This is a genomic window from Gardnerella sp. KA01002, assembly GCF_049244015.1.
In the GTDB taxonomy this organism is placed as follows: domain Bacteria; phylum Actinomycetota; class Actinomycetes; order Actinomycetales; family Bifidobacteriaceae; genus Bifidobacterium; species Bifidobacterium vaginale.
On the sequence record NZ_CP058365.1, the window covers coordinates 1,127,535 to 1,147,798 of the forward strand.

The 20,264-nt window shown below is 45.4% G+C and carries 14 protein-coding genes and 1 tRNA gene; 4 read left to right on the forward strand and 11 right to left on the reverse strand.

All coding sequences use genetic code 11. The features are described from left to right. Positions 1–40: 40 nt before the first annotated feature. The 6 genes from galT to HXT60_RS04495 all read right to left on the reverse strand — a co-directional run bounded on the left by galT (position 41) and on the right by HXT60_RS04495 (position 9,244). Complete coding sequence (gene galT, locus HXT60_RS04470; protein WP_310648341.1) at positions 41–1,435, reverse strand: galactose-1-phosphate uridylyltransferase; 1,395 nt, start codon at positions 1,433–1,435, stop codon at positions 41–43. A 1,109-nt stretch (positions 1,436–2,544) separates the two neighbouring features. Further along, a complete protein-coding gene (rpsD, locus tag HXT60_RS04475; RefSeq protein WP_004113375.1) occupies positions 2,545–3,171 on the reverse strand; it encodes a 30S ribosomal protein S4 in 627 nt (208 codons plus the stop codon). A 426-nt stretch (positions 3,172–3,597) separates the two neighbouring features. Then, positions 3,598–4,350, reverse strand: a complete 753-nt coding sequence (locus HXT60_RS04480) for an ABC transporter ATP-binding protein (RefSeq protein WP_415706949.1) — start codon at positions 4,348–4,350, stop codon at positions 3,598–3,600. A gap of 1 nt (position 4,351) precedes the next feature. Next, on the reverse strand, positions 4,352–5,563 hold the full coding sequence (locus HXT60_RS04485) for an FtsX-like permease family protein (RefSeq protein WP_421790853.1): 1,212 nt from the start codon (positions 5,561–5,563) through the stop codon (positions 4,352–4,354). A 21-nt stretch (positions 5,564–5,584) separates the two neighbouring features. Continuing rightward, the gene (locus HXT60_RS04490; RefSeq protein ID WP_004113387.1) at positions 5,585–6,010 is read right to left on the reverse strand and encodes a DUF4418 family protein; all 426 of its coding nucleotides are present in this window, start codon (positions 6,008–6,010) and stop codon (positions 5,585–5,587) included. A 378-nt stretch (positions 6,011–6,388) separates the two neighbouring features. After that, entirely contained in the window at positions 6,389–9,244 is a 2,856-nt protein-coding gene (locus HXT60_RS04495; protein WP_421790855.1) for an ATP-dependent helicase, read from the reverse strand. Positions 9,245–9,692: 448 nt separating this feature from the next. Here HXT60_RS04495 and HXT60_RS04500 point away from each other — a divergent pair, with 448 nt between their 5' ends. From HXT60_RS04500 to HXT60_RS04515, 4 genes are all read left to right on the forward strand, one after another. Further along, a complete protein-coding gene (locus HXT60_RS04500; protein ID WP_065189354.1) occupies positions 9,693–10,274 on the forward strand; it encodes a xanthine phosphoribosyltransferase in 582 nt (193 codons plus the stop codon). Between the two features lie 222 nt (positions 10,275–10,496). After that, positions 10,497–11,747, forward strand: coding sequence for a thiolase family protein (locus HXT60_RS04505; protein ID WP_421790858.1), 1,251 nt, complete (start codon positions 10,497–10,499; stop codon positions 11,745–11,747). A gap of 210 nt (positions 11,748–11,957) precedes the next feature. Continuing rightward, complete coding sequence (locus tag HXT60_RS04510; RefSeq protein ID WP_421790860.1) at positions 11,958–13,283, forward strand: hydroxymethylglutaryl-CoA reductase, degradative; 1,326 nt, start codon at positions 11,958–11,960, stop codon at positions 13,281–13,283. A gap of 142 nt (positions 13,284–13,425) precedes the next feature. After that, positions 13,426–14,733: a hydroxymethylglutaryl-CoA synthase gene (locus tag HXT60_RS04515; protein ID WP_174160408.1), complete on the forward strand. Its 1,308-nt coding sequence runs from the start codon at positions 13,426–13,428 to the stop codon at positions 14,731–14,733. A 144-nt stretch (positions 14,734–14,877) separates the two neighbouring features. On the opposite strand, the gene HXT60_RS04520 is transcribed toward HXT60_RS04515, so the two are convergent. The 5 genes from HXT60_RS04520 to HXT60_RS04540 all read right to left on the reverse strand — a co-directional run bounded on the left by HXT60_RS04520 (position 14,878) and on the right by HXT60_RS04540 (position 20,166). After that, positions 14,878–14,962: transfer RNA gene (locus HXT60_RS04520), tRNA-Ser, on the reverse strand. Positions 14,963–15,046: 84 nt separating this feature from the next. Then, the gene (locus HXT60_RS04525) at positions 15,047–15,808 is read right to left on the reverse strand and encodes a Bax inhibitor-1/YccA family protein (protein WP_004117411.1); all 762 of its coding nucleotides are present in this window, start codon (positions 15,806–15,808) and stop codon (positions 15,047–15,049) included. Positions 15,809–16,036: 228 nt separating this feature from the next. After that, positions 16,037–16,843 (reverse strand): GTP pyrophosphokinase, encoded by an 807-nt coding sequence (locus HXT60_RS04530; protein WP_004574898.1) that lies wholly within the window; start codon positions 16,841–16,843, stop codon positions 16,037–16,039. A gap of 237 nt (positions 16,844–17,080) precedes the next feature. After that, positions 17,081–18,211: a class C sortase gene (locus HXT60_RS04535; RefSeq protein ID WP_009994889.1), complete on the reverse strand. Its 1,131-nt coding sequence runs from the start codon at positions 18,209–18,211 to the stop codon at positions 17,081–17,083. 272 nt (positions 18,212–18,483) lie between these two features. After that, positions 18,484–20,166 carry a SpaH/EbpB family LPXTG-anchored major pilin gene (locus HXT60_RS04540; RefSeq protein WP_415699053.1) on the reverse strand — a complete coding sequence of 561 codons (1,683 nt, stop codon included), beginning with the start codon at positions 20,164–20,166 and terminating at the stop codon, positions 18,484–18,486. Positions 20,167–20,264 lie beyond the last annotated feature (98 nt).

The window sequence follows — 20,264 nt, forward strand, 5'->3', positions numbered from 1 at the left end:
TGACTTTGTTATTTGTTTAATCAGACTAATACAGGTCAGACTAATCTAAATCAACATCGCCTAATTCTTGGAACCTACTTGCAATCAGCTCTGGCGTTGTATCAGAAATCCAAGATGCCATCCCAGCTTCCGACCCAGCCAAATACTTGATTTTGTTAGCATCTCGCATAAACGAGAAGAATTGTAAATTAAGACGATAATGCGCACGACGAGAATCATGCACAGGAGCCTGATGCCATGCTGCAACATAAGGCAAATCAACAAATTCGCTAGAATTTGCAGCACTAATACCAGAAGATAAGTCGAAAGCAGCCGAACCTGCAAACGATTTAGTACTAGAGTCGCCATTAAAACCAAAGAACTTATTAGCACGTCTAAGAAGTGTTATATAAATTTGTGCCAAATCCCAACGCTCTTGGTCGTCAAGCTGATCCAAAGTAAGAACATCACGAACAGGAGCAACATGCACTTCTAGAGGCCAACGCGCTGCTGCTGGAACATACGCAACCCAACTATGATTATGCATAATCACACGCTTTTTAGCCTCAATCTCCGAATTCATCAAATCCTTAAGAAGATTACTGCCAGTACGCTCAAAATAAGCCTCTGTGTGACGCAACTCCTGCTCCAACCTAGGAGCAATAAACGGATAAGCGTAAATCTGACCGTGAGGATGATTCAAAGTCACACCAATTTGGCTGCCGTGATTTTCAAAAGGATAAATCTGCTTAATGCCATCAATTTGGCTAATTTCCGCGGTTCTAAACGCCCAGGCTTCAACAATCGTGCGCATTCGCAAAACAGAAAGATTAGCTGGAAGCATGTTTTCGTTGGAACTAAAGCAAATCACCTCACAACGACCAGCTGCAGGAGCCTGCTTCCACAGCGGATTGCCGTCAACGTAGGTTGTTGTGTTTGGCACTCCTGCAACCTGAGCCATAGCTGGATAACGGTTTTCAAAAACAACAACGTCGTAGTCTTCGTCTGGAATTTCACCATCTTGATACTCAGATTCTGGCTTTCTACCAGCGAATGGGTCGATTCTTGATTGCTGATTACTATCACTATTTAAGCTATCGCTATTTGAACTCTCTCTAAGAACAGGAGCTGGTCGTTTTGCCCACAGCCTAGACATAGGAATCCAGTCTCCTGTAAGCGGATCCTGACGCATTTGCGGAACTTCGCTAGGAACCTCATTACCTTCGCTATCAAAATGAGATGTAAAGCGATACGCCAACTTTCTAGGGTCGATCAGCTCCCTTGTTTTGTGCCCGCTAACATATTCTGGGTTGTCGTCGATGTAGAAAAAGTCACGACCGTCGGAAAGCTTTGTTGCCGTAATACGAATATGCTCACGTGCGTATGTTCCTGGACGATACAACTTATACGGATACTCTCCACCGAAATCTCGAATAGGAGTTTGAACAGTCGGAATTTGTTGCGTTTGGTAGAAGGAATTATCTCCTATCGAAGAATGCATTGGTGACTGTAATCCTTGGTATGAGTCCGAATGCATAGTGGATTGCGCAGACTGCACGTTTTCAGCCGCCTCTTCTTCTGCTTGAGCTACAAGACTACTCAGCGAAGAATCTCCAACACCCGTGCTGGTTATTTTGTTAATAACCGAGTGGTTTGCGCCGCCAGCCTTGTTCCTAGCGCGAATTGCATTAATGTCTATTGCATCAAAAGCATCTGTGTCTTCCAAGCTTTTTTCAACTTGACGCTCATCTGCCTTCTTATGCGTAGTGCCGTCTTCATCAATTTCAAATCCTGCTGCAGCGCCACCTTCAAATCCACCACCAGGACCAGCGAAACCAGCTGTTGTTGGAATATTGTGAAGTCCTGCAACTTTTTTAGGCTTTTCCACAAAATCATCCCCTTCAAAAACGTTATTGCTTAACACGTCTTTTGCGTCTCTTACATCTTCTGCATCTTCTGCATACTGTGCGTTGTGCGCAGTCATATATTGCTGTGCTTCTTGCACCGCTTTCACATCTTCTTCATTGCTAATTTGAGACATCTTTGACTCCATCGTCTCTTTATTCTTCTTTATCTTCTTTTATTTTCGCATAACTTCTTATTCTTGTATCTTCTTACTTACAACGCTTACTAGACGCTCAGTTATCTATTATATATTTTCTGATTCAACACTCGCAGAATGTTATATTTTGTAATATAACGAATATTATTGTGAATAATTATATATGATTTTGTTTTTTTATTAAACTGTTTTGTTACAAAATGTACGGTTGCTGGCGACTAATCCCAAACAAAAGTTAATGTGCACCAACATGTAACCAACTTTTACGTAGTTCATACTGATTTTATACAAATGCACTACGATTCGTGCAGTATTTTCCGCACTTTGTAGCTCTAAACAGCGTGTTGAACAACAAAATGCGGAAAAACTTCCGCACTTTGTAGTCCAACACACCAATCAGAACTACAAAACACGGGAAGAATAGCAAATAAAACGCATTGACCCCCACTATGCAATGCACAGCAGGGGTCAAGCGGTATGTCCTTAAGAATGAAATCCAGAATTTAGCGAGCGTAGTACTCGACGACGTACTGGATGTTGACTTCAACTGGAATCTGATCGACTTCCGGCTTACGAGTCAAAGTAGCCTTCAAAGAGGCAAGATTCACATCGAGGTAACCAGGAACTGCTGGCAAAACGTCACGATGAACGCCTTCAGCAGCCATCTGGAATGGCACCATTGTCTGGCTCTTAGCGCGAACCTGAATGGTCTGGCCTGGCTTAACACGGTAGGATGGGCGATCAACAAGATTGCCATCTACCAAAATGTGACGATGCACAACAAACTGGCGAGCCTGAGCGGTTGTGCGAGCAAAGCCTGCGCGCAAAACTAAAGCGTCAAGACGGGTTTCCAAATCGGTGAGCATTGCGTCACCAGTCTGACCTGCAGTGTGCGTACCCTTTTCGTAAGCTGCACGAAGCTGCTTCTCGGAAAGACCGTACTGAGCGCGAAGACGCTGCTTCTCGCGAAGACGTACTGCGTAATCGGACTCGGTACGACGACGAGTGCGGCCGTGCTCACCTGGAGCATATGGACGCTTCTCGAAAATACGCTGAGCCTTTGGGGTCAAAGCGATGCCGAGGGCGCGAGAAAGACGCACCTGACGGCGAGAACGCTGAATATTAGTCATTACTAATCCTTTATTCTGTCGTTATCTGAACGGAACGTGAACCAAACATTTACGATTGTTCACGCTGAGCCGGCCTCTCCAGTGCTTCTTCGTGCTAACACACGAACGCGAAAGCATTAAAACGCTGAAATAACGCCATAATTCTTGCGCGCCGACCCACTGATGGGCTAAGGCTCCAGATAATGCCTACGAAAAATAGGCATCGTTCCTTATACTACTCCGCGCCGTAGAATACGAAACTGTGTACGCTTTTTGTACGTGATTTAGGTCAAATGTGGTACAAAGTGCGGAAATGGTTGACGCTTTTTGTTGCTCAAAACGCTAATTAAAGCTACAAAATGCGTCAATTTTTCCCGAGAATGTAGCTCAAACCAGTAAAAACAGCAACAAAAAGCGGAATATCGCTCGCGCGGTCTAAGCGCTCAGTCAAAGCGCGCGTGCGCGAAGAACACCAGAGTCCATTGTGTAAACACTGTTAGCGCTTGCAGCAACCGATTCATCGTGAGTAACGACTAAAACAGCCGCGCCAGAATCCGCACAATCGCGCAGCAAAGACACCACAGTTTGAGTGTTTTGCGAATCCAAATCGCCCGTAGGCTCATCCAACAGCAGTAAACGTGGGTTGTTAATCAAAGAGCGCGCAATCATAACGCGTCTCATTTCTCCGCCAGAAAGCTCATGTGGATAACAATGCGCAAGATCGTCCACGTTAAGTCGCTTAAGCAAATCCATAGCGAAGGAAGTCACATTCACACAATCTTCTGGATGAAGTTTTTCCGCTGAATCGCCTATTCGCTTAGAAGAAGCATCAAAAATCTTAACAGGCAAAATAACGTTATTTATCACATTCAAATTAGCAAGCAGCGTCTGCGATTGCGTAACAAAACCAATGTTTTTTGCGCGAATCGCAGAAATTTGCTCGTCGCTTATAGAAGGCAGTGAAATATTGCATCCAAAAATCGTAACGTTTCCACGCGTCGGCTTTAAAAGACCTGCAATCATGTTTAAAAGAGTAGATTTTCCATTGCCAGACTTGCCCACAATCGCAACAAAGTCGCCAGCTTTAAGCGAAAAATTAACATTGTCTACAGCAATAAACTTCCTATTTTTGCGTTTAAATTCGCGAGTGACATTTTTAAGATTTACTACTAAATCGTTACTAACAACTTTATTCGCCATTTTATTCGCCATCTCTTAAAGTCAAATACGCTTCCCTGCTTGCGATTCGCCCCACAATAATCGCAGAAGTTACCAAAACACTAGCGAGCGAAAACGCTACGGAAACTGCCGAAAGCGCGCACACAAACCAAACATTCGACTCCAAGTACGGCAGTTGCAACTGTTGAGAAATAACAACATTATATGGGAACAAAATAAGCGAAGCAAAAGCAACGCCAATCACGCCTCCGCCAAAACCAATCGCAGACGATTCACGCGCAACCATCTTTAGAAGCATGCGCCTATTTGCACCAAGAATCCTCAATGAAGCAAATTCCCTCTTGCGCTCCGATGTAGAAGATGCAAAAACGCACACAAGAATCAACACGCCCACAAGCCAAAACGCAAGAATGCCAAGAAAAATCGCCTTATTTAGCACCTCTAAGCTCTTTTTAGTCTGCTCGGTAATTCCGCCTGGAAAGACCACTCCAAGACTTTTAATTCCGCTAGTTTTACGAATATTTTCCGCAACTTTTTGAGCGCTAAAACCCTTGCTCACTTTTACAAGAACAGCGCTAACTGCCTTGCGCGCGTATTTTGCAGGAATCGCAGTGTGCCCAACTTTAGAAGAATATTTAATAACCGCTGGAATCGTGTCTCTGTTTACAAACACTGAGTTGTCTAGGCTAGTGCCCGTTTTAGCAAGTTGCGCAACAATCGGCCATTCGTGCCCATACAAGCGAACCGTGTTTTTGTAAGACACAAGCACGTTTGCGCCTGCAATCATCTGCCCTTTTTTAAGCTCACTTTTGTGTTGCGAATAAATCCATGGCGCGATTACAAAGTCACTCGTAGGGTCAAAACCTATGATTTGCAACTTTTCTGCGCAGCATCCAGCAGATAGAGAAGATATGTAAGTTTGTACGCTTGCTTTTTCAACGCCTTTTGATTTTCGCACAAAATCCTCAATATTGTTCGTAAAGTAAAACGTGCTCGATCCGCCATTAGTTAGCAACGCTTCCGCACGATTGTAAGTGTTTTGCGGAATAACCATAATATCCGCGCCAAGGCGAGCGCGCATACTACTTAAACCATTAGAAAGATTAAGGGAGATTAGCGAGCCGCCAAAAAACACTGCAGCTAAGCACGCGGAAACCACGATTAACGCGGCGGTTCTAAGCGGCTTTTGCTTTAGGTTTTCTAGCGGCAATCGCTTTAATGTAATATTGTGCATAGTAAATTACTTAGATGCGCACTAGCAAGCAGATTTAGTGTCAAGATACACGCTAACAGATGCAAACACCAACGCTAGTACAGATAGCACAATCAACGTTGGACGCATAACAGATGCGCAATGCATCATTGGACTTTTGCAAACACCAATAAGGAATGTTGTAGTAGCGATCATAAACAGAGAGTTAACGATTACAGCAATATTTAAGCCAGCACGAACGTGTTCTTTAACAAATAGCGCAATAATGCCTAGAATTGCAATAACTACGCCAATTCCAATAGCCACGCGGCTTGTGTAGTAGCATGCCATAGGTTGCATCATCATAGGCATTTTTTGCATTTTATGCATGCCTCCAGTTGAGCATGGTTTTGCAAATGTCAATGGCGCTATAGCAATAAGAATTCCAAAAATAATTGCATGAAGCGATGCGAATAATTTGTTTTTCATAATAAATACCTCATTAAATCTAGCTATTATTTTTTAGTGTTGCTTTTTGTTTAATGCAACACGCTTTACGGCACTCACGTTTGCAAGCGCCACGCCTTTTAAAATCTCTTTATAAATACAATCGCAATGTTTAAGAGCTTAATCGACTTACTCTTGAGTCACGAATCTTACACATTTGCGGTTTCGTTTACTTCTATATTTTTCCTACTTTTATATTTTTTCGTATAGCTTAATAGAAAACAAGTCTTGAATATTTTGTTTTAGTGTATATAATCGCGCACTAGTTATAACAATATTACAATTAACAATTTAAAGTAATCTCCAATAGGATTCCATTATTTTAAGTGCAACATTTATAAAACGAAAAATTTTACAATTTTACAATTTCTCAATTGGTGCAACTCTTAACATGAGTCTTTTTACACCATCCGAACCAAAGTCAACTGTAATAATTGAGTTTCTTCCCTTGTCTTGCGTTTTAAGAACAGTTCCAAGACCGTAAGTGTCGTGCGAAATTTTATCGCCTTCATGAAAATCGTTGATATTTAAGTGATTGTCCTTTTCTTGCAAACCCTGTTTTTTATAAGACAATGATGATGCAGATGACTGCAAATTTGAAGTGAACGATTGATGCTGGTATGATGCACTCGATTTTCTGGCAATACGAGTGGTGACTTTGCCAGACTTTGAACCATACGATTTGCCATATGAATTGCCATATGAATTAGAGCCATAAGACTTTGAGCTATACGACTTGCCATAATGCGATTTTCTGTAACTCGATCCGCCGTAAGTGGTGTACGAATCGTCGTCCCAACTACCATCGCTTCCAAAATCACTGTCAAAATCGCGGTCAAAATCACTGCCCGCTCCTCTAAGCCCAGCACGCATAACATCTGCTTCCTTGCGCTTCCAAGAAATCAAATCGGCAGGAATCTCGTCCAAAAACTGGCTTTGGATCATTTCCGCTGACTTGCCCCATTGCGATCTCTCAGCCGCCCAAGTGACGTACAAAATCTTCTTAGCGCGAGTTATGCCAACGTATGCAAGACGACGCTCCTCGCAAAGCTCCTTTTGATTGTCAACACAGCGCGAATGAGGAAAAGTGCCCTGCTCCATTCCAGTCAAAAACACAACAGGATATTCCAAACCTTTAGCCGTGTGAAGCGTCATAAGCGTAACTTTTCCAGTATCTTCGCCCTGGTCTGGAAGCTGATCCGAATCCGCAACCAAAGCCGTAGTCTCCAAAAAACCAGCAACATTAGCATCAGGCGTATTCTGCTCATACTCGGCTGCAACCGATTGTAATTGAGACAAGTTATCTACTCTAAATTCGTCTTGAGGGTCCTTAGACTCTCGCAAATCCTGCAACAATCCGCTCTCGTTAAGCACGTTCTCCACAACCTTAGAAGGCTTGGAATCGTTAGCTTTCATAAAGTCAATAAGCGAAGTCATAAGATCCCTAAAACTCTTAAGCGCATTAAAAGTTCTAGATGAAATACCAATTTGTTCTGCAATCTTATCTATTTGACTAAGAGCAGACCAAAAACTTATAGAATTTTCTTTTGCATAAGACGTAATCTGCGACTCAGCACGCGCACCAAGACCACGCTTCGGAACGTTTAAAATGCGGCGCATATTGACATCGTCATCAGGGTTTGCAATCGACTGCAAGTAAGCAAGCGCATCTTTGACTTCGCGACGCTCATAGAACTTAGTTCCGCCAACAAGTTGATAAGGCAAGCCCGACTTAATAAGCGCATCTTCTAAGCTACGCGATTGCGAATTTGCGCGATACATAATCGCAATATCTGAATAGTTTACGCCATCTTCGCCTGCCAAACGCGCGATTTCTTGAGCAACCCAAGAAGCTTCACCTTGCGCGTTATCTGCTACATAACCGACAATCGGCGAGCCTTTGCCTAAAGATGTCCACAACTTTTTAGGTTTTCGATTAGCGTTGTTGGAGATCACAGCATTTGCAGCATCCAAAATGGTTTGCGTAGAGCGATAATTCTGCTCCAACATAATTGTTGTAGCGCTTGGAAAATCCTGCTCAAAGTCTTGAATATTGCGAATATCTGCACCGCGGAAAGCGTAAATTGACTGGTCGGAATCGCCAACAACCGTGATTGAAGATTGCGGAAGTTGAGTGGAATCTGGTGAAACTGATGAAACAGTGGAATCAGTGGAATAATCATCCACACCTGCAAGCTCACGAATCAACACGTATTGCGCGTGATTGGTATCCTGATATTCGTCAACCAAAATGTAACGGAACTTTCGCTTGTAATACGCGCTAACTTGCGGATTTTGGCGCAAAAGCTTAACCGTTAACATAATCAAATCGTCAAAATCAACAGCATTCGAAACGCTAAGCCTATTTTGATACTCCGCGTAAACAGCAGCATAAAGCGCATCAGCATTGCCAGCAGCATTAAAGCTAGATGCACCAGATACAGACGCGCCTGGCTTATAATCTGGTGCGTAATTTTTAAGATTTTCCTGCCAAGTAACCAAATTATTTTTGAAATCAGATATCTTAGACAATAAAAGTTTAGGCGTAAACTTTTTAATATCGATGTTCAATTCGGATGCGATTATTTTGACAAGACGCTCGCAATCGGAAGAATCGTAGATAGAAAAACCTGATTTTAAGCCGATTGAATCGCCATGAGCGCGAAGAATTTTAACGCAAGCAGAATGGAAAGTGGAAACCCACATGCTATTTGCACTATTGCCTATTAAGCTCGCCAAGCGCTCGCGCATCTCCGCAGCCGCTTTATTTGTAAACGTGATTGCAAGAATTTGGCTCGGCCACGCCTTGCGATTAGCCAAAATCCACGCGATTCGGCGCGTAAGAACACGCGTTTTGCCGCTGCCTGCGCCAGCTCCGATTAAAAGCGCTGGGCCAGTGTATTGAACAGCCTTGGATTGCTGTGGATTTAAGCCTTCTAAAAGCGATTGTGGGTTGATTTCAGGAATGTTGGAAGATTGTGCGGATGTTTGAGAGTATTGGGCAGCGGCAGAAGATTGAGCTGTTTGGGAAGATTGTACGGAATTTGAATATTTTGCGGAAAAATCGCCAGCAACCGTAGAAGCAGAAACTTCGCTCGTCATATCTTCATTAATAGGAGCATCACTAATAGGAGCATCGCTAACAGAAGCATCGCTCTGCTCGCTGGAATCTTCTGGATTGCCAAACAAATCAAAATCGTAACCGTACTTGCTCAAAAGCCCCTCACTCCCGTGTTCCAAATCGCAAAAATTAAACTCTAACCAATTTTAACGAACGGCAGCCAAACACAAATCGTGCGTTTTGCACTATACGCATTACGCAACTTACGCACTTTGTAGCACATTTGACCCAAATCACGTACAAAAAGCGGAAAAACTGACGCACTTTGTAGCTCTAAACAACGTTTTGCATCGTTCGCGCGCTACGCTCTAAGCGAAAAGGTAGGTCTTGTCGCTCGCGCGTTACAGCGCGCTCACGTCCTCGCTTGCGTTGAAAGCACACTGTGCTTTCAACCTTGAGCAAGCTCAGCGCTCCGAATTACCTTTTCGCGCTACGCTTCTCAAGCGAAAAGGTAGGTCGTCGCGCAAGTGAGTCAAAGCGGGGGGTAAGCTATACAGATACCGCTGCACACGCAAAATGCGGCGCAATTTGAAAGGAATAATCGTGCAAGAACTTGAAAAACGTATCCAAAAAGAAGGCATTGTTAAGCCAGGAAATGTTTTGAAAGTTGACGCATTCCTTAACCACCAGTGCGATTGCGCGCTTTTTGACGCAATGGGAGCTGCATGGGCGCAGCATTTTAAAAACACGCAAATCAACAAAATCCTAACAATCGAGTCTTCGGGAATCGGAATCGCGTGCGTTGCATCTCGTCATTTTGGCAACGTTCCAGTGGTTTTTGCAAAGAAAGCGCAATCAATCAACTTGGATGGTGATCAATACGTGTCTACCGTATTCTCGTTCACAAAGCAACGCGAGTTCCCTGTAATTGTGTCTAGAAAATATTTGAGCGCAGACGACCGCGTTTTAATTTTGGACGATTTTTTGGCTAATGGCAAAGCTTTACAAGGGTTGATTGACATTTGCCACCACGCTGGAGCCACAGTTGCTGGCATCGGTATTGCAATTGAAAAAGGCTTCCAAGGCGGCGGAGATGCATTGCGCGAAGCTGGATATGACTTGGATTCGCTGGCGATTGTGGAGTCGATGGATCCTAACGATGGGTCAATCACCTTCCGCCAATAGCCAAGTCAATATGATTGTGCGCAAATTGTGAAAAAATTAAACATAATTCTTCACAAATCGCAATTTTGCGTAAAAATACGATAAAGTAGTTCGGTTGGTGTTTGAAACCTATTACTCTAAATGTGCTAGCTTTCAACATGCAATTTTTAATAATTTTCAATAAGATAGCTTGATCAAGATAGCTTTAATCGGCTAGTTTTCAACTGATTGGCGGCTAAACGTATGAGTGATGTTGTGATTGTAAGCGCAGCGCGCACACCGATAGGAAAATTCGGAGGCGCGTTGAAATCGCTCACATCTGTTGAGTTAGGAACAATCGCAGCAAAAGCCGCAATCGAACGCGCAAAAATCAGTCCAAAATCTGTAGATCAAGCGATTTTTGGCAACGTACTTCAAGCAGGCAGCGGTCAAAACGTTGCGCGCCAAATCGCCCTTAGCTCGGGGCTTGACGAGTCAAGTTGCGCAATGACAATCAACGAAGTTTGCGGATCTGGTCTTAAAGCCATTCGCCTTGCGCAATCTGCGATTTGCATGGGAGATGCAAAAGTGGTAGTTGCTGGAGGCACGGAAAGCATGAGCAACGTGCCGTTTTACGCGCAAAACGTGCGATTTGGTGGCCTTCGCTACGGCAACAGCGCACTGGTTGATGGACTAAAAAAAGACGGACTTTGTGACGCTTTTACTGGCAAAGAAATGGGAGTTACTGCCGAAAACGTGGCCGCGAAGTTTGGCATAACGCGCGAGCAGCAAGACGCTTTTGCGTTAAAATCGCACCAGAAAGCCGTTTTTGCGCAAAATAACGGCGATTTTGACGCGGAGATTGCACCCGTGCAGCTTTTGGACGGAACTGTGATTAACAGAGACGAGCATCCGCGCGCCAACACTTCTATAGAGAAGCTTTCTAAGCTTAAAACGTTGTTTGAGGCGGATTTTGGCAGGTGCGAAACTGGTGGAATGCGCGAGGCAGATGAAACTCGTGAGGCGTATTCTGGAGCAAAACACTCGCCTACTGTAACCGCTGGAAACGCAAGCGGCATCAACGACGGCGCAGCAGCACTCGTCTTAATGAGCAAAGACTACGCAATCGCGCACGGAATCGACTATTTGGCAGAAATCGTGGGATTTGCAGAAGGTGGAATCAGCCCAGACCTTATGGGATACGCGCCAAAACACGTTATGGAACGCATGCTAAAAAACACGGGCTACACCGTTGAAAACATTGACCTTTTTGAGATTAACGAAGCGTTTGCCGCACAAAGCATAGCCGTGTGCCAGCAGCTGAACATTAACGAAAGCAAACTGAACATAAGAGGCGGCGCGATTGCGCTCGGGCATCCTTTGGGCGCTAGTGGAGCCAGGATTTTGACAACACTTCTTTACGCACTTAGAGACAATCACATGCAAAACGGTGTTGCAGCTCTGTGCGTGGGAGGCGGAATTGGAGTGAGCATGCAAGTTAGGATGCGAAAGTAGACGTGTGATAGACGTGCACGTGTTGTGACACGCGCGAAGTAAGTCGCAGAACGCATACGGAGTGTTGTGATACGCGCGGTTGCTGGCGGTGAATGTGGCGGTTGCTGGCGACTTGAATAGCGTAAATAGCGTCAAAGCAACATTGCAAAAGTGAAAATCGCGAAAATAGCGCAAATAGCGCAAAAAAATGACGTCAAAAAATGGAGAAACATGGCAGCTTTTCGAGAATTAAGCGTAGAACAGCGCATAAAAACGCTGGAATCAGAAGGCGCGCTTAGCAGCGATTACGCACAACTTCTGCTCGCGCAACTCGCGCAAAGCAGCGAAACAAACATTCCTGCAAGCGTTGCAAACAGCATGATCGAAAACCAAATCGGACGATTCAGCCTGCCAGTAGGCGTTGTGCGCGGACTAGAAGTAAACGGAGTTATGCGAAACTTGCTTATGGCTACAGAAGAGCCATCCGTAATCGCTGCCGCATGCAACGGTGCAAAAATAGCGTCAAAAAGCCTAGAAAACGGCGTTGTAGCACACAGCGCACATTACGTTACGCGCGCGCAAATAGTTTTTGAAGACGCGGACGGAAGCGTAGCCAAAAAACTAGATAGCATAATGCGTAATGAGTCAAAACGCACGGCGATTAGTGAGGTTGCGCGCTCCGCACACCCATCAATATACCAACGCGGCGGCGGATTAGAATGCGCGCAGGCGGCGGCGTTAACAGGCTTCGCCAAGTTAACACTAGACATAAACGCGTGCGATGCAATGGGAGCAAACATTGCAAACACTATTGGCGAAGCTGTTAAAACCCAGCTGGAAAGCTGGGTTGGGCGCAAGGCGCTGGTGGCAATTCTTGCCAACTCCAGCCGCGCGGCAACAGTCGCCGAAGTGCGCATACCCGTAGAAGCGCTCGTGCCTAGCGCAAAAACAGCCGCGGCTGGAGATGCCGACGGCATGCGCCTTGCGCGCCGCATCGCCACCTTAAGCTCCCTGGCCGCCGTAGACGCGGAGCGCGCTGCAACCCACAACAAAGGAATCCTAAACGGAATAGTGGCTGCAGCACTCGTATCTGGCAACGACACGCGCGCATTACAAGCCGCCGCACACGAATGGGCAGCAAAATCTGGTCGTTACATGCCTCTTTCAACATGGGCCTTGCAAAATAGCGACCAAATCCTTTACGGTCGCATCGAAATCCCGTTGCAAATCGGCACAGTGGGCGGCGCAATCGCCTCGCTCCCAATGTCAAAAGTCGCGCTGCAAGTTGCTGAAGTCAATAACGCCAACGATTTCCGTAACGTTCTAGCAGCCGTAGGACTCGTGCAAAACCTGGCGGCCCTTCGCGCACTCGCAGGTCCTGGAATCCAGGCGGGTCATATGCGCCTTCAAGCCGCAAATATCGCTATAGCATCTGGGGCGCGCGGAGACGAAATTCAAAAAGTTGTGCACGCGCTTCTAAACGAAAATTCTTCCGATTTAAACACGAATTCTGCAAGGATGATTCTTGATAATTTGCGAAAAGACAAAAATACTTAGAGTTTAAAATGATAATTACACGTGTTACTCGGTTAACTGCGACTTTCTTCTGTTTGGGATAAGTCGCAAGCAACCGTGCCGTAAAATTTACACCACTAAAATCGTCCTTAAAAAAAAATCGCCTTAAAAAAAATAGGAAATCATGAGAAATACTTCAAAAAACACGCCAAAAGTCGGAATCGACCGCATAACTTTCGCAACTCCAAATTGCTATCTAAGCATGCGCGACCTTGCGATTGAGCGCGGAATAGACCCGAACAAATTCACAATCGGAATCGGTCAAAGCCAACAGGCAGTGCCACCAAACCACCAAGACATCGTAACACTTGGCGCTCAAGCTGCGCTGCCGCTGATGCCGTACATCGACAGCAACCGCCTCAAAATGGTGATCGTTGGCACAGAAAGCGGCGTCGACGCCAGCAAATCCAGCGCGCTTTACATTCACAAACTTCTAAACCTTAGCTCGTGGGTGCGCTGCGTGGAAGTAAAAGAAGCGTGTTATGGCGGAACTGCGGCGCTTATGATGGCTCGTGACTACGTTTTGACACATCCTGGCGCGCAAGTTTTGGTGATTGCTGCAGACATTGCGCGCTACGGCGTTGGCACTCCTGGCGAGGTGACGCAAGGCGCTGGTGCTGTGGCGATGCTTGTAAGCGAGAATCCGCGCGTGTTGCAAATCAACGACGACAGCGTTGTAAAATCAGCGGAAATCCAGGATTTTTGGCGTCCCGTATATCAAAGCACGGCGTTGGCTCGCGGAAAGTTTTCAACCGAACAATACATTCGCATGTTCTGCGACGTGTGGCAGCGGTACAGTGCGGAAAACGCCTGCAATTTCAACGATTTTGAGGCGATTTGCTTCCATCTTCCATACACAAAAATGGGGCTTAAAGCGCTTCGAGCTGGGTTGGAGGAAAAGTCGAGCGCGCCTATTACAAGCGATACGCGCGAACGTCTTCTTGCGCGATACCAAGACAGCACACAATATAGTCGCCGAATCGGTAATATTTACACTGGTTCACTCTATTTAGGATTAATTTCTTTACTTGATTACGATTATTTTAAGAATTTTGACTATTCTGCGGTTGATGGCGATAGTGAGGTTTCTTGCGACTTATCTTCCGCAACACACACAAACGAATCGCCGACATGCCTGTCTCCTTTACTCTCAGGTCAAAAAATCGGCTTGTTCTCCTACGGTTCTGGCGCTGTAGCAGAATTCTTTAGCGCAACACTTGTTCCAGACTGGCGTAGAGCGCTGTTTTCTGATCAGCACTTAAAGTCGCTAAACAATCGCACGCAATTAAGCGTTTCGCAATACGAGGAGATGTTTAACAGCGCAGCGCCTTATTCTCCGCAGGATTTTATAAGCAGCCAGAAGAATCGAAGTGGCGCGCGATTCGTACTTGACTCCATCGCATCTCAAGAGCATAACTATCGTTCTATCTAGCTGTAGTGCGATTGTACCAAAATACGGCAGGTCGTCGCGCAAACACACTACGCATACACACAAAAACAAGCCAAAAACGTTGATATATCAAGGGTTTTTGGCATGAAAAAAGGGTTTCTAGCGATTTGCTAGAAACCCCGTTTGCGGATGAGGCGAGATTCGAACTCGCGGTAGGTTTCCCTACAACGGTTTTCAAGACCGTCTCCTTAGACCGCTCGGACACCCATCCATGTGTGATTGCTACGCAGTATGCACATCAATCACACAAGCGAATAGCCTACCATAATCCCTAGGAAAACGCACATACTCGTATCTAGTCGCGCCTATTTCCCAGCAACTCCAGCAAGTACACAAACATGTTGATGAAGTCCAAATAAAGATTAAACGCGCAAATAATCGAAATACGTTTAATCATTTCTGGCTGATCAGCATACGCTTCAAAAATCGCACGAGTTTTCTGTGCATCGTAAGCCGTAAGACCTGCAAAAATCAGCACTGCAATCGCAGCAATAAATCGCATTGTTCCAGCACTTGGAGCAACAAACATAAGAATTACCTGACTCACGCACAACACCAGCAAAGCCACCATAAGAATAGGACCAGCCTTAAGCATATTCACTTTTGTAGTGAGCGCAAGCATTGTAAGGCACAGGAAGAATCCAGCAGTTAAAGCCAAAACCATTGCAATAGAGCCGAGACTAAACACAGTAAAAATCGTACTAAGCGTAAAACCAGTAAGCGCAGCATACGCATAGAACATCGCACGCGCAGCAAAAACGCTCATTTTCATAACGCGCATTCCAAGCACAACAGCAAGCACCACTTGCGCAATAATAATGCCGAAGAATCCAAATCGACCCGTAGCATACAAGTAAGAGTAAAGCGCACCCGTACTTTGCGTAAACATTGCCACAAGCGTTGTGACAATTAGTCCAACAGTCATCTCTGCGTAAACGCGACGCACACTCACTCGCTCTGCCTGCTCGCGCACATAAGTAGCCTGCGCGTCGACAATTGTTGGGTTTTGTGCAAAGTTGCCAGCATAATTGCTGTTAAAATTTCCAAAATCTCCCATAATTCCTCCTAAATCCTTATTAAGTATTTAATTATAGTACATTTGTACGACTATGTGTGTCGTGCTACAAAAAGCGGAGATGTAGGTCGTCGTTCGCGCGGTCTACGCGCGCGAACGTCTTCGCCGCACGTAAAGTCCACTGGACTTTACGTTTAAGTGGCTCAGCGCTCCGAATTGCCTTTTCGCGCTACGCTTTAAGCGAAAAGGCAGGTCGTCGCGCATTAGTTGTTACGACTCAGGCGCATCCTCCACGCGCGGCGCACCATTAATATCGCGATGAATACCCTGCATTTGCGCCTCAATTGCCTGCAAATTCTGCGCGCACTCAAGCAGCGTCTTAGAATGCTCCGCCAACTTTGCGTCCGGCAAATCAGCCTTATAGCGCAACGCGTGCTCCAAACTCGCCCAATAATCCATTGCGATTGTACGGAATTGCACCTCCACCGGCGTGTAATGCGCACCCGACGACAAAAACACTGGCACAGCGTAAATTACATGCAAACTGCGGTACCCATTCGGCTTTGGGTTTTTAATATAATCCTTAACCTGCAAAACTTGAATATCCGTTTGCTTGGAAAGGTATTGCGCAACCGCGTACACGTCGTCGCGATAGTTGCAAATCACGCGAATCCCAGCCACGTCGAACAGATTGTCGCGAATCGAACGCGTTGATATGCTTAGGTTTCTGCGGCGTAGCTTCTCAAAAATCGAGTGCACGGATTTTAGTCGCCGCTCCATGTGATGCACGGGATTGTGCGAAAATCGCACCTGAAACTCGCCGTCCAAAATCTCCAGCTTCGTGCTTATTTCGTACATCGCGCCTTCGTACACTTGCATCATGTTTACGAATTCGTCCATTTGATCGGGCGGAAGATGCGGCGTTTCGCTTTTTATAGGTGATTTTTGCGCGGACTTTTCGTCAGCGGTTGCTTGCGACTTTTCCGCGGTGGCGTCTGGCGCCCCACCATCTCCCGCTCCTTGCAAGCTGGCGTAAAGTTCGGCCAAATTTAAACGATTATGACGATCAAGTATCACGGTTCTTATTCTACTCGTAATTTTGTTATAAGTCTGATAATCGCCTGAAAATATGCGCGACGACCTGCCTTCGCGCTTAAAGCGTAGCGAGCGAAGGCAATTCGGAGCGCTGAGCCGCTCAAGGCAGAAGCACTGCTTCTGCGCGGCGAAGACGTGAGCGCGGCTAATCCGCGCGAACGATGTGACGCACTTTCTAGCTCTAAACAGCGTGTTGGACTACAAAATCGGGAAATAGCGCTAGCGCAGTTTAACCACGCCGCGCCCAACCCACAGTATGTGCTTGCCGCGAATATCCCACTTACGCCGCCTCTTACCAGCAACCACAGTGATCATCATGGCAAGAATCGCCGCCGAGAATATCATCGCAATAACAAACAACGTCATCCATAGCGGCCATTGCACATGGTCTTCTGGTGGCGCAACAGGGTCCGGCAGCACACGATACCCCGTAACCAGCAACCTATGCGAGTTCACACCATACGGCGTACAAGTAAGCAGCGTAGCTAAATCGCGCCCCTTCTCGCGCTGCAGCAAACTTATATCGTGCGGATCCACCACGTTTATACGAAACACCTTGTAACGCAAGGTCTCCCCTTGCACATCAAGATAAAAGTAGTCACCCTTTTTAAGGTCTGTTAGCGAATCAAACATGGTTGCGTTCGGCAAACCAGTGTGCGCGGTAATCACAGTATGCCGCCCCTTGCCGCCCACTGGCAAATCCGTGCCATACAAGTGCCCCGCGCCTCGCGCAAGCGTATCTTCTTTTGTACCGTGGTAAATCGGCAGCTTTACGCCAATCTTCGGAATTTTTACAATGCCAATAATGCCCATCGGCTCCTCAAGCGTTTTAAGATAACGCTTGTATCCAGGCGTGTTAGTTATATCTTCCTGACCGTCGCCGCCGTACGGGTCGCGCGTGAGCATATCCTTGCGCGTTGCGTTGTAGCGCTTTGCGCCGCGAATGTGCGCGCGCCGCACGTCGCCAGCCTGATCGTGATTATACTTGTCGTACGCTGTCGATATCTCCTTCGAAACGTGATTGTTCCACAGCGTTGAGCACACAGGGTAGCTAAAGCACAAAATGCCTGCAAGAACCAGCGCAATCGGCTCTAAGATACGCATCAGTGTGCTTTTCTTTTTAGTTATTTTTTTAGTTTTAAGTGTATTTTGGTTTATATTTTTGCTTGAGTTGGATCGTGGAATTTGCTCTTCGGTTGCTTGCGACTTATCCGCTAGCAAACCACTCGCACCAGCCACACTGCTCGTGCCAGCCACATTGGAGGTACGCTTCGCCTTATTCTTAAACAATTTAGCAACAGCGCGCTCACTCAACGAGTGGCACAAATTGCTAATATCGGCTAGCTTCATAACTCCTCCAAGCTCAAGCTATTGAATTAAAGATAATATTTGGTTTGATTTTGCTACAAACGCAGTGGGATTTTGCGCTTTTTGTTGCTCAAAACGGCAAAATTAACAACAAAATCGGGAAAAACTTACCGAAAATGTTGCTTAAAACCACAAAATCAACAACAAAAAGCGGAAAACGACGGGTTTTGTTGCTTTAACAGTCCACATAGGATTGAGTCTAGGGTTTTTGCCCTAGACTCAATCGTTTATGATTTGCTAATCAACTGAGCAAATCACGCAGCCTGCTGCTCTTCTTCCTTCTTGCGATTCTTAAGGAATACGAACATACCAGAGCCCACAAGACCAAGACCCACGAGAGCGAAGATAATCACGCCATAAGCACCAGTCTTTGGAAGCTTGAACCAATTCTTACCATTTCCATCAGGACCACCATTTGGAAGATCCTTAAAGGAGTAAGTAAATGTTTGATTGGTAGAATCGTAGTTAGCATCTGCTGTGTAACTCTTAGGAATAGTAACCTTGTCAACAGCTGGCGACAAAGCGAATCCATCTGGAGCCTTGGTCTCCACAACATAGAATGTTTGTCCAGCCTTTGCTTCAAAGGCAGTAGTCAAACCAGTATCAGGAGTTCCATCATTACCATTTGTGAAACCTTTAGCATTAGATTTATTCTTGCATTTGCTATCGGAGCGAGATAGATCAGCTACGCAATCATTTGCATCACCTTCTTTAGCAAAGATTTCAAACTTTGCACCCTTAAGGCCTTCGCTAATCTTACTTCCATTAACCTTCTTGATTGCAAACTTAACAAAAGTTACCTTAGAATCATCGCCTGGAGTTGGATTAACAGGCTTTGGCTTATCGTTTTCAGGAGTACCTTTCTTATATCCTGGCTGATAGCCGAACTTATTAACAACTTCGCCAGTACCAACACCAGCCTTAAGAGTAAACTTAAGCTCTACCTTCAACTTTACATTTGCATTTGTTTTAAGTGCAGCTGCAATTTCACCAAGACCATCATCGGTAAACGATACAGTGATACGCTTTCGAGTTTTAACGCCACCAGCAGCAATATCTATATCGCTATCAGATACAGTTACTTTGTAATTTGGCTTTGCTATATTATCGTTCTTGATCTCAGTATTTCCGATCATAACCTTCTTAACTACTGCTTCGCTAGAATCGTATGCCTTACTCAATGCATCATCCCATACTGCAAAGCCCTGATAATCATCAGCCGTACGATCCTTAACAGGTGTACCACTCTTTGTAACTACAGCAGTCTCGATAGTATATGGTAAATCATCTTTAGCACCAACCATTCCTGTAGTATCAACCGTTTTCTTAATAGCATCCTTGGTATATGCGTTCTTAGGATCAACTGTCACATCGTACTTGTAGGTATTATCCGTAGAATTAGATTTACGAGTAACTTCTGGGATAGTCATAAAGAATGGGTCAGGCAGCTTTTCATATCCGTCTGGAACCTCAGTTTCTTCAACCTTGTACAAACCAATTTCAAGGTCAGAGAATTTTGCAATACCTTCACCATTAGTAATTTGTTCACTTGACGTATTTGCAAAACCAATATTACTTGAAGTATTAGGTGTTAGGTTAAGCGTTGGTACCTGAGCAGAAACTTTCAACCAGTCATCATACTTCTTGAGGTCAATTGCACTCCCACCAAGAGAAACTACCTTGGTAACCTTAAACTTTGCACCAACAACTTTCGTTTTCTTGGTCTGTTCACCTTGATCATTGGTTTCATCTTTATACTTGGTGATGGTAATGGAACCCTTCTTATTACCAATATTGGCATCCCATGGAGCCTTTTCAGCAGCAGTCTGAGCAGCCCAAGCGGAGCTGCCAGCAACCACGGCGCCAGCAACGCACAGCGTGCCAGCCATTGCGAGCGAAGCCACCGCGGCAACGCATTGTTTAGTGAACTTATTCACTTTCTTCTCCTTTATATCAGTGCCCTTTTGGGCAGGTTTTTGAGGAAAATACGGTTATTGTTTAATGTTTATTGTTTATTTTGTGTTGCGATATATAG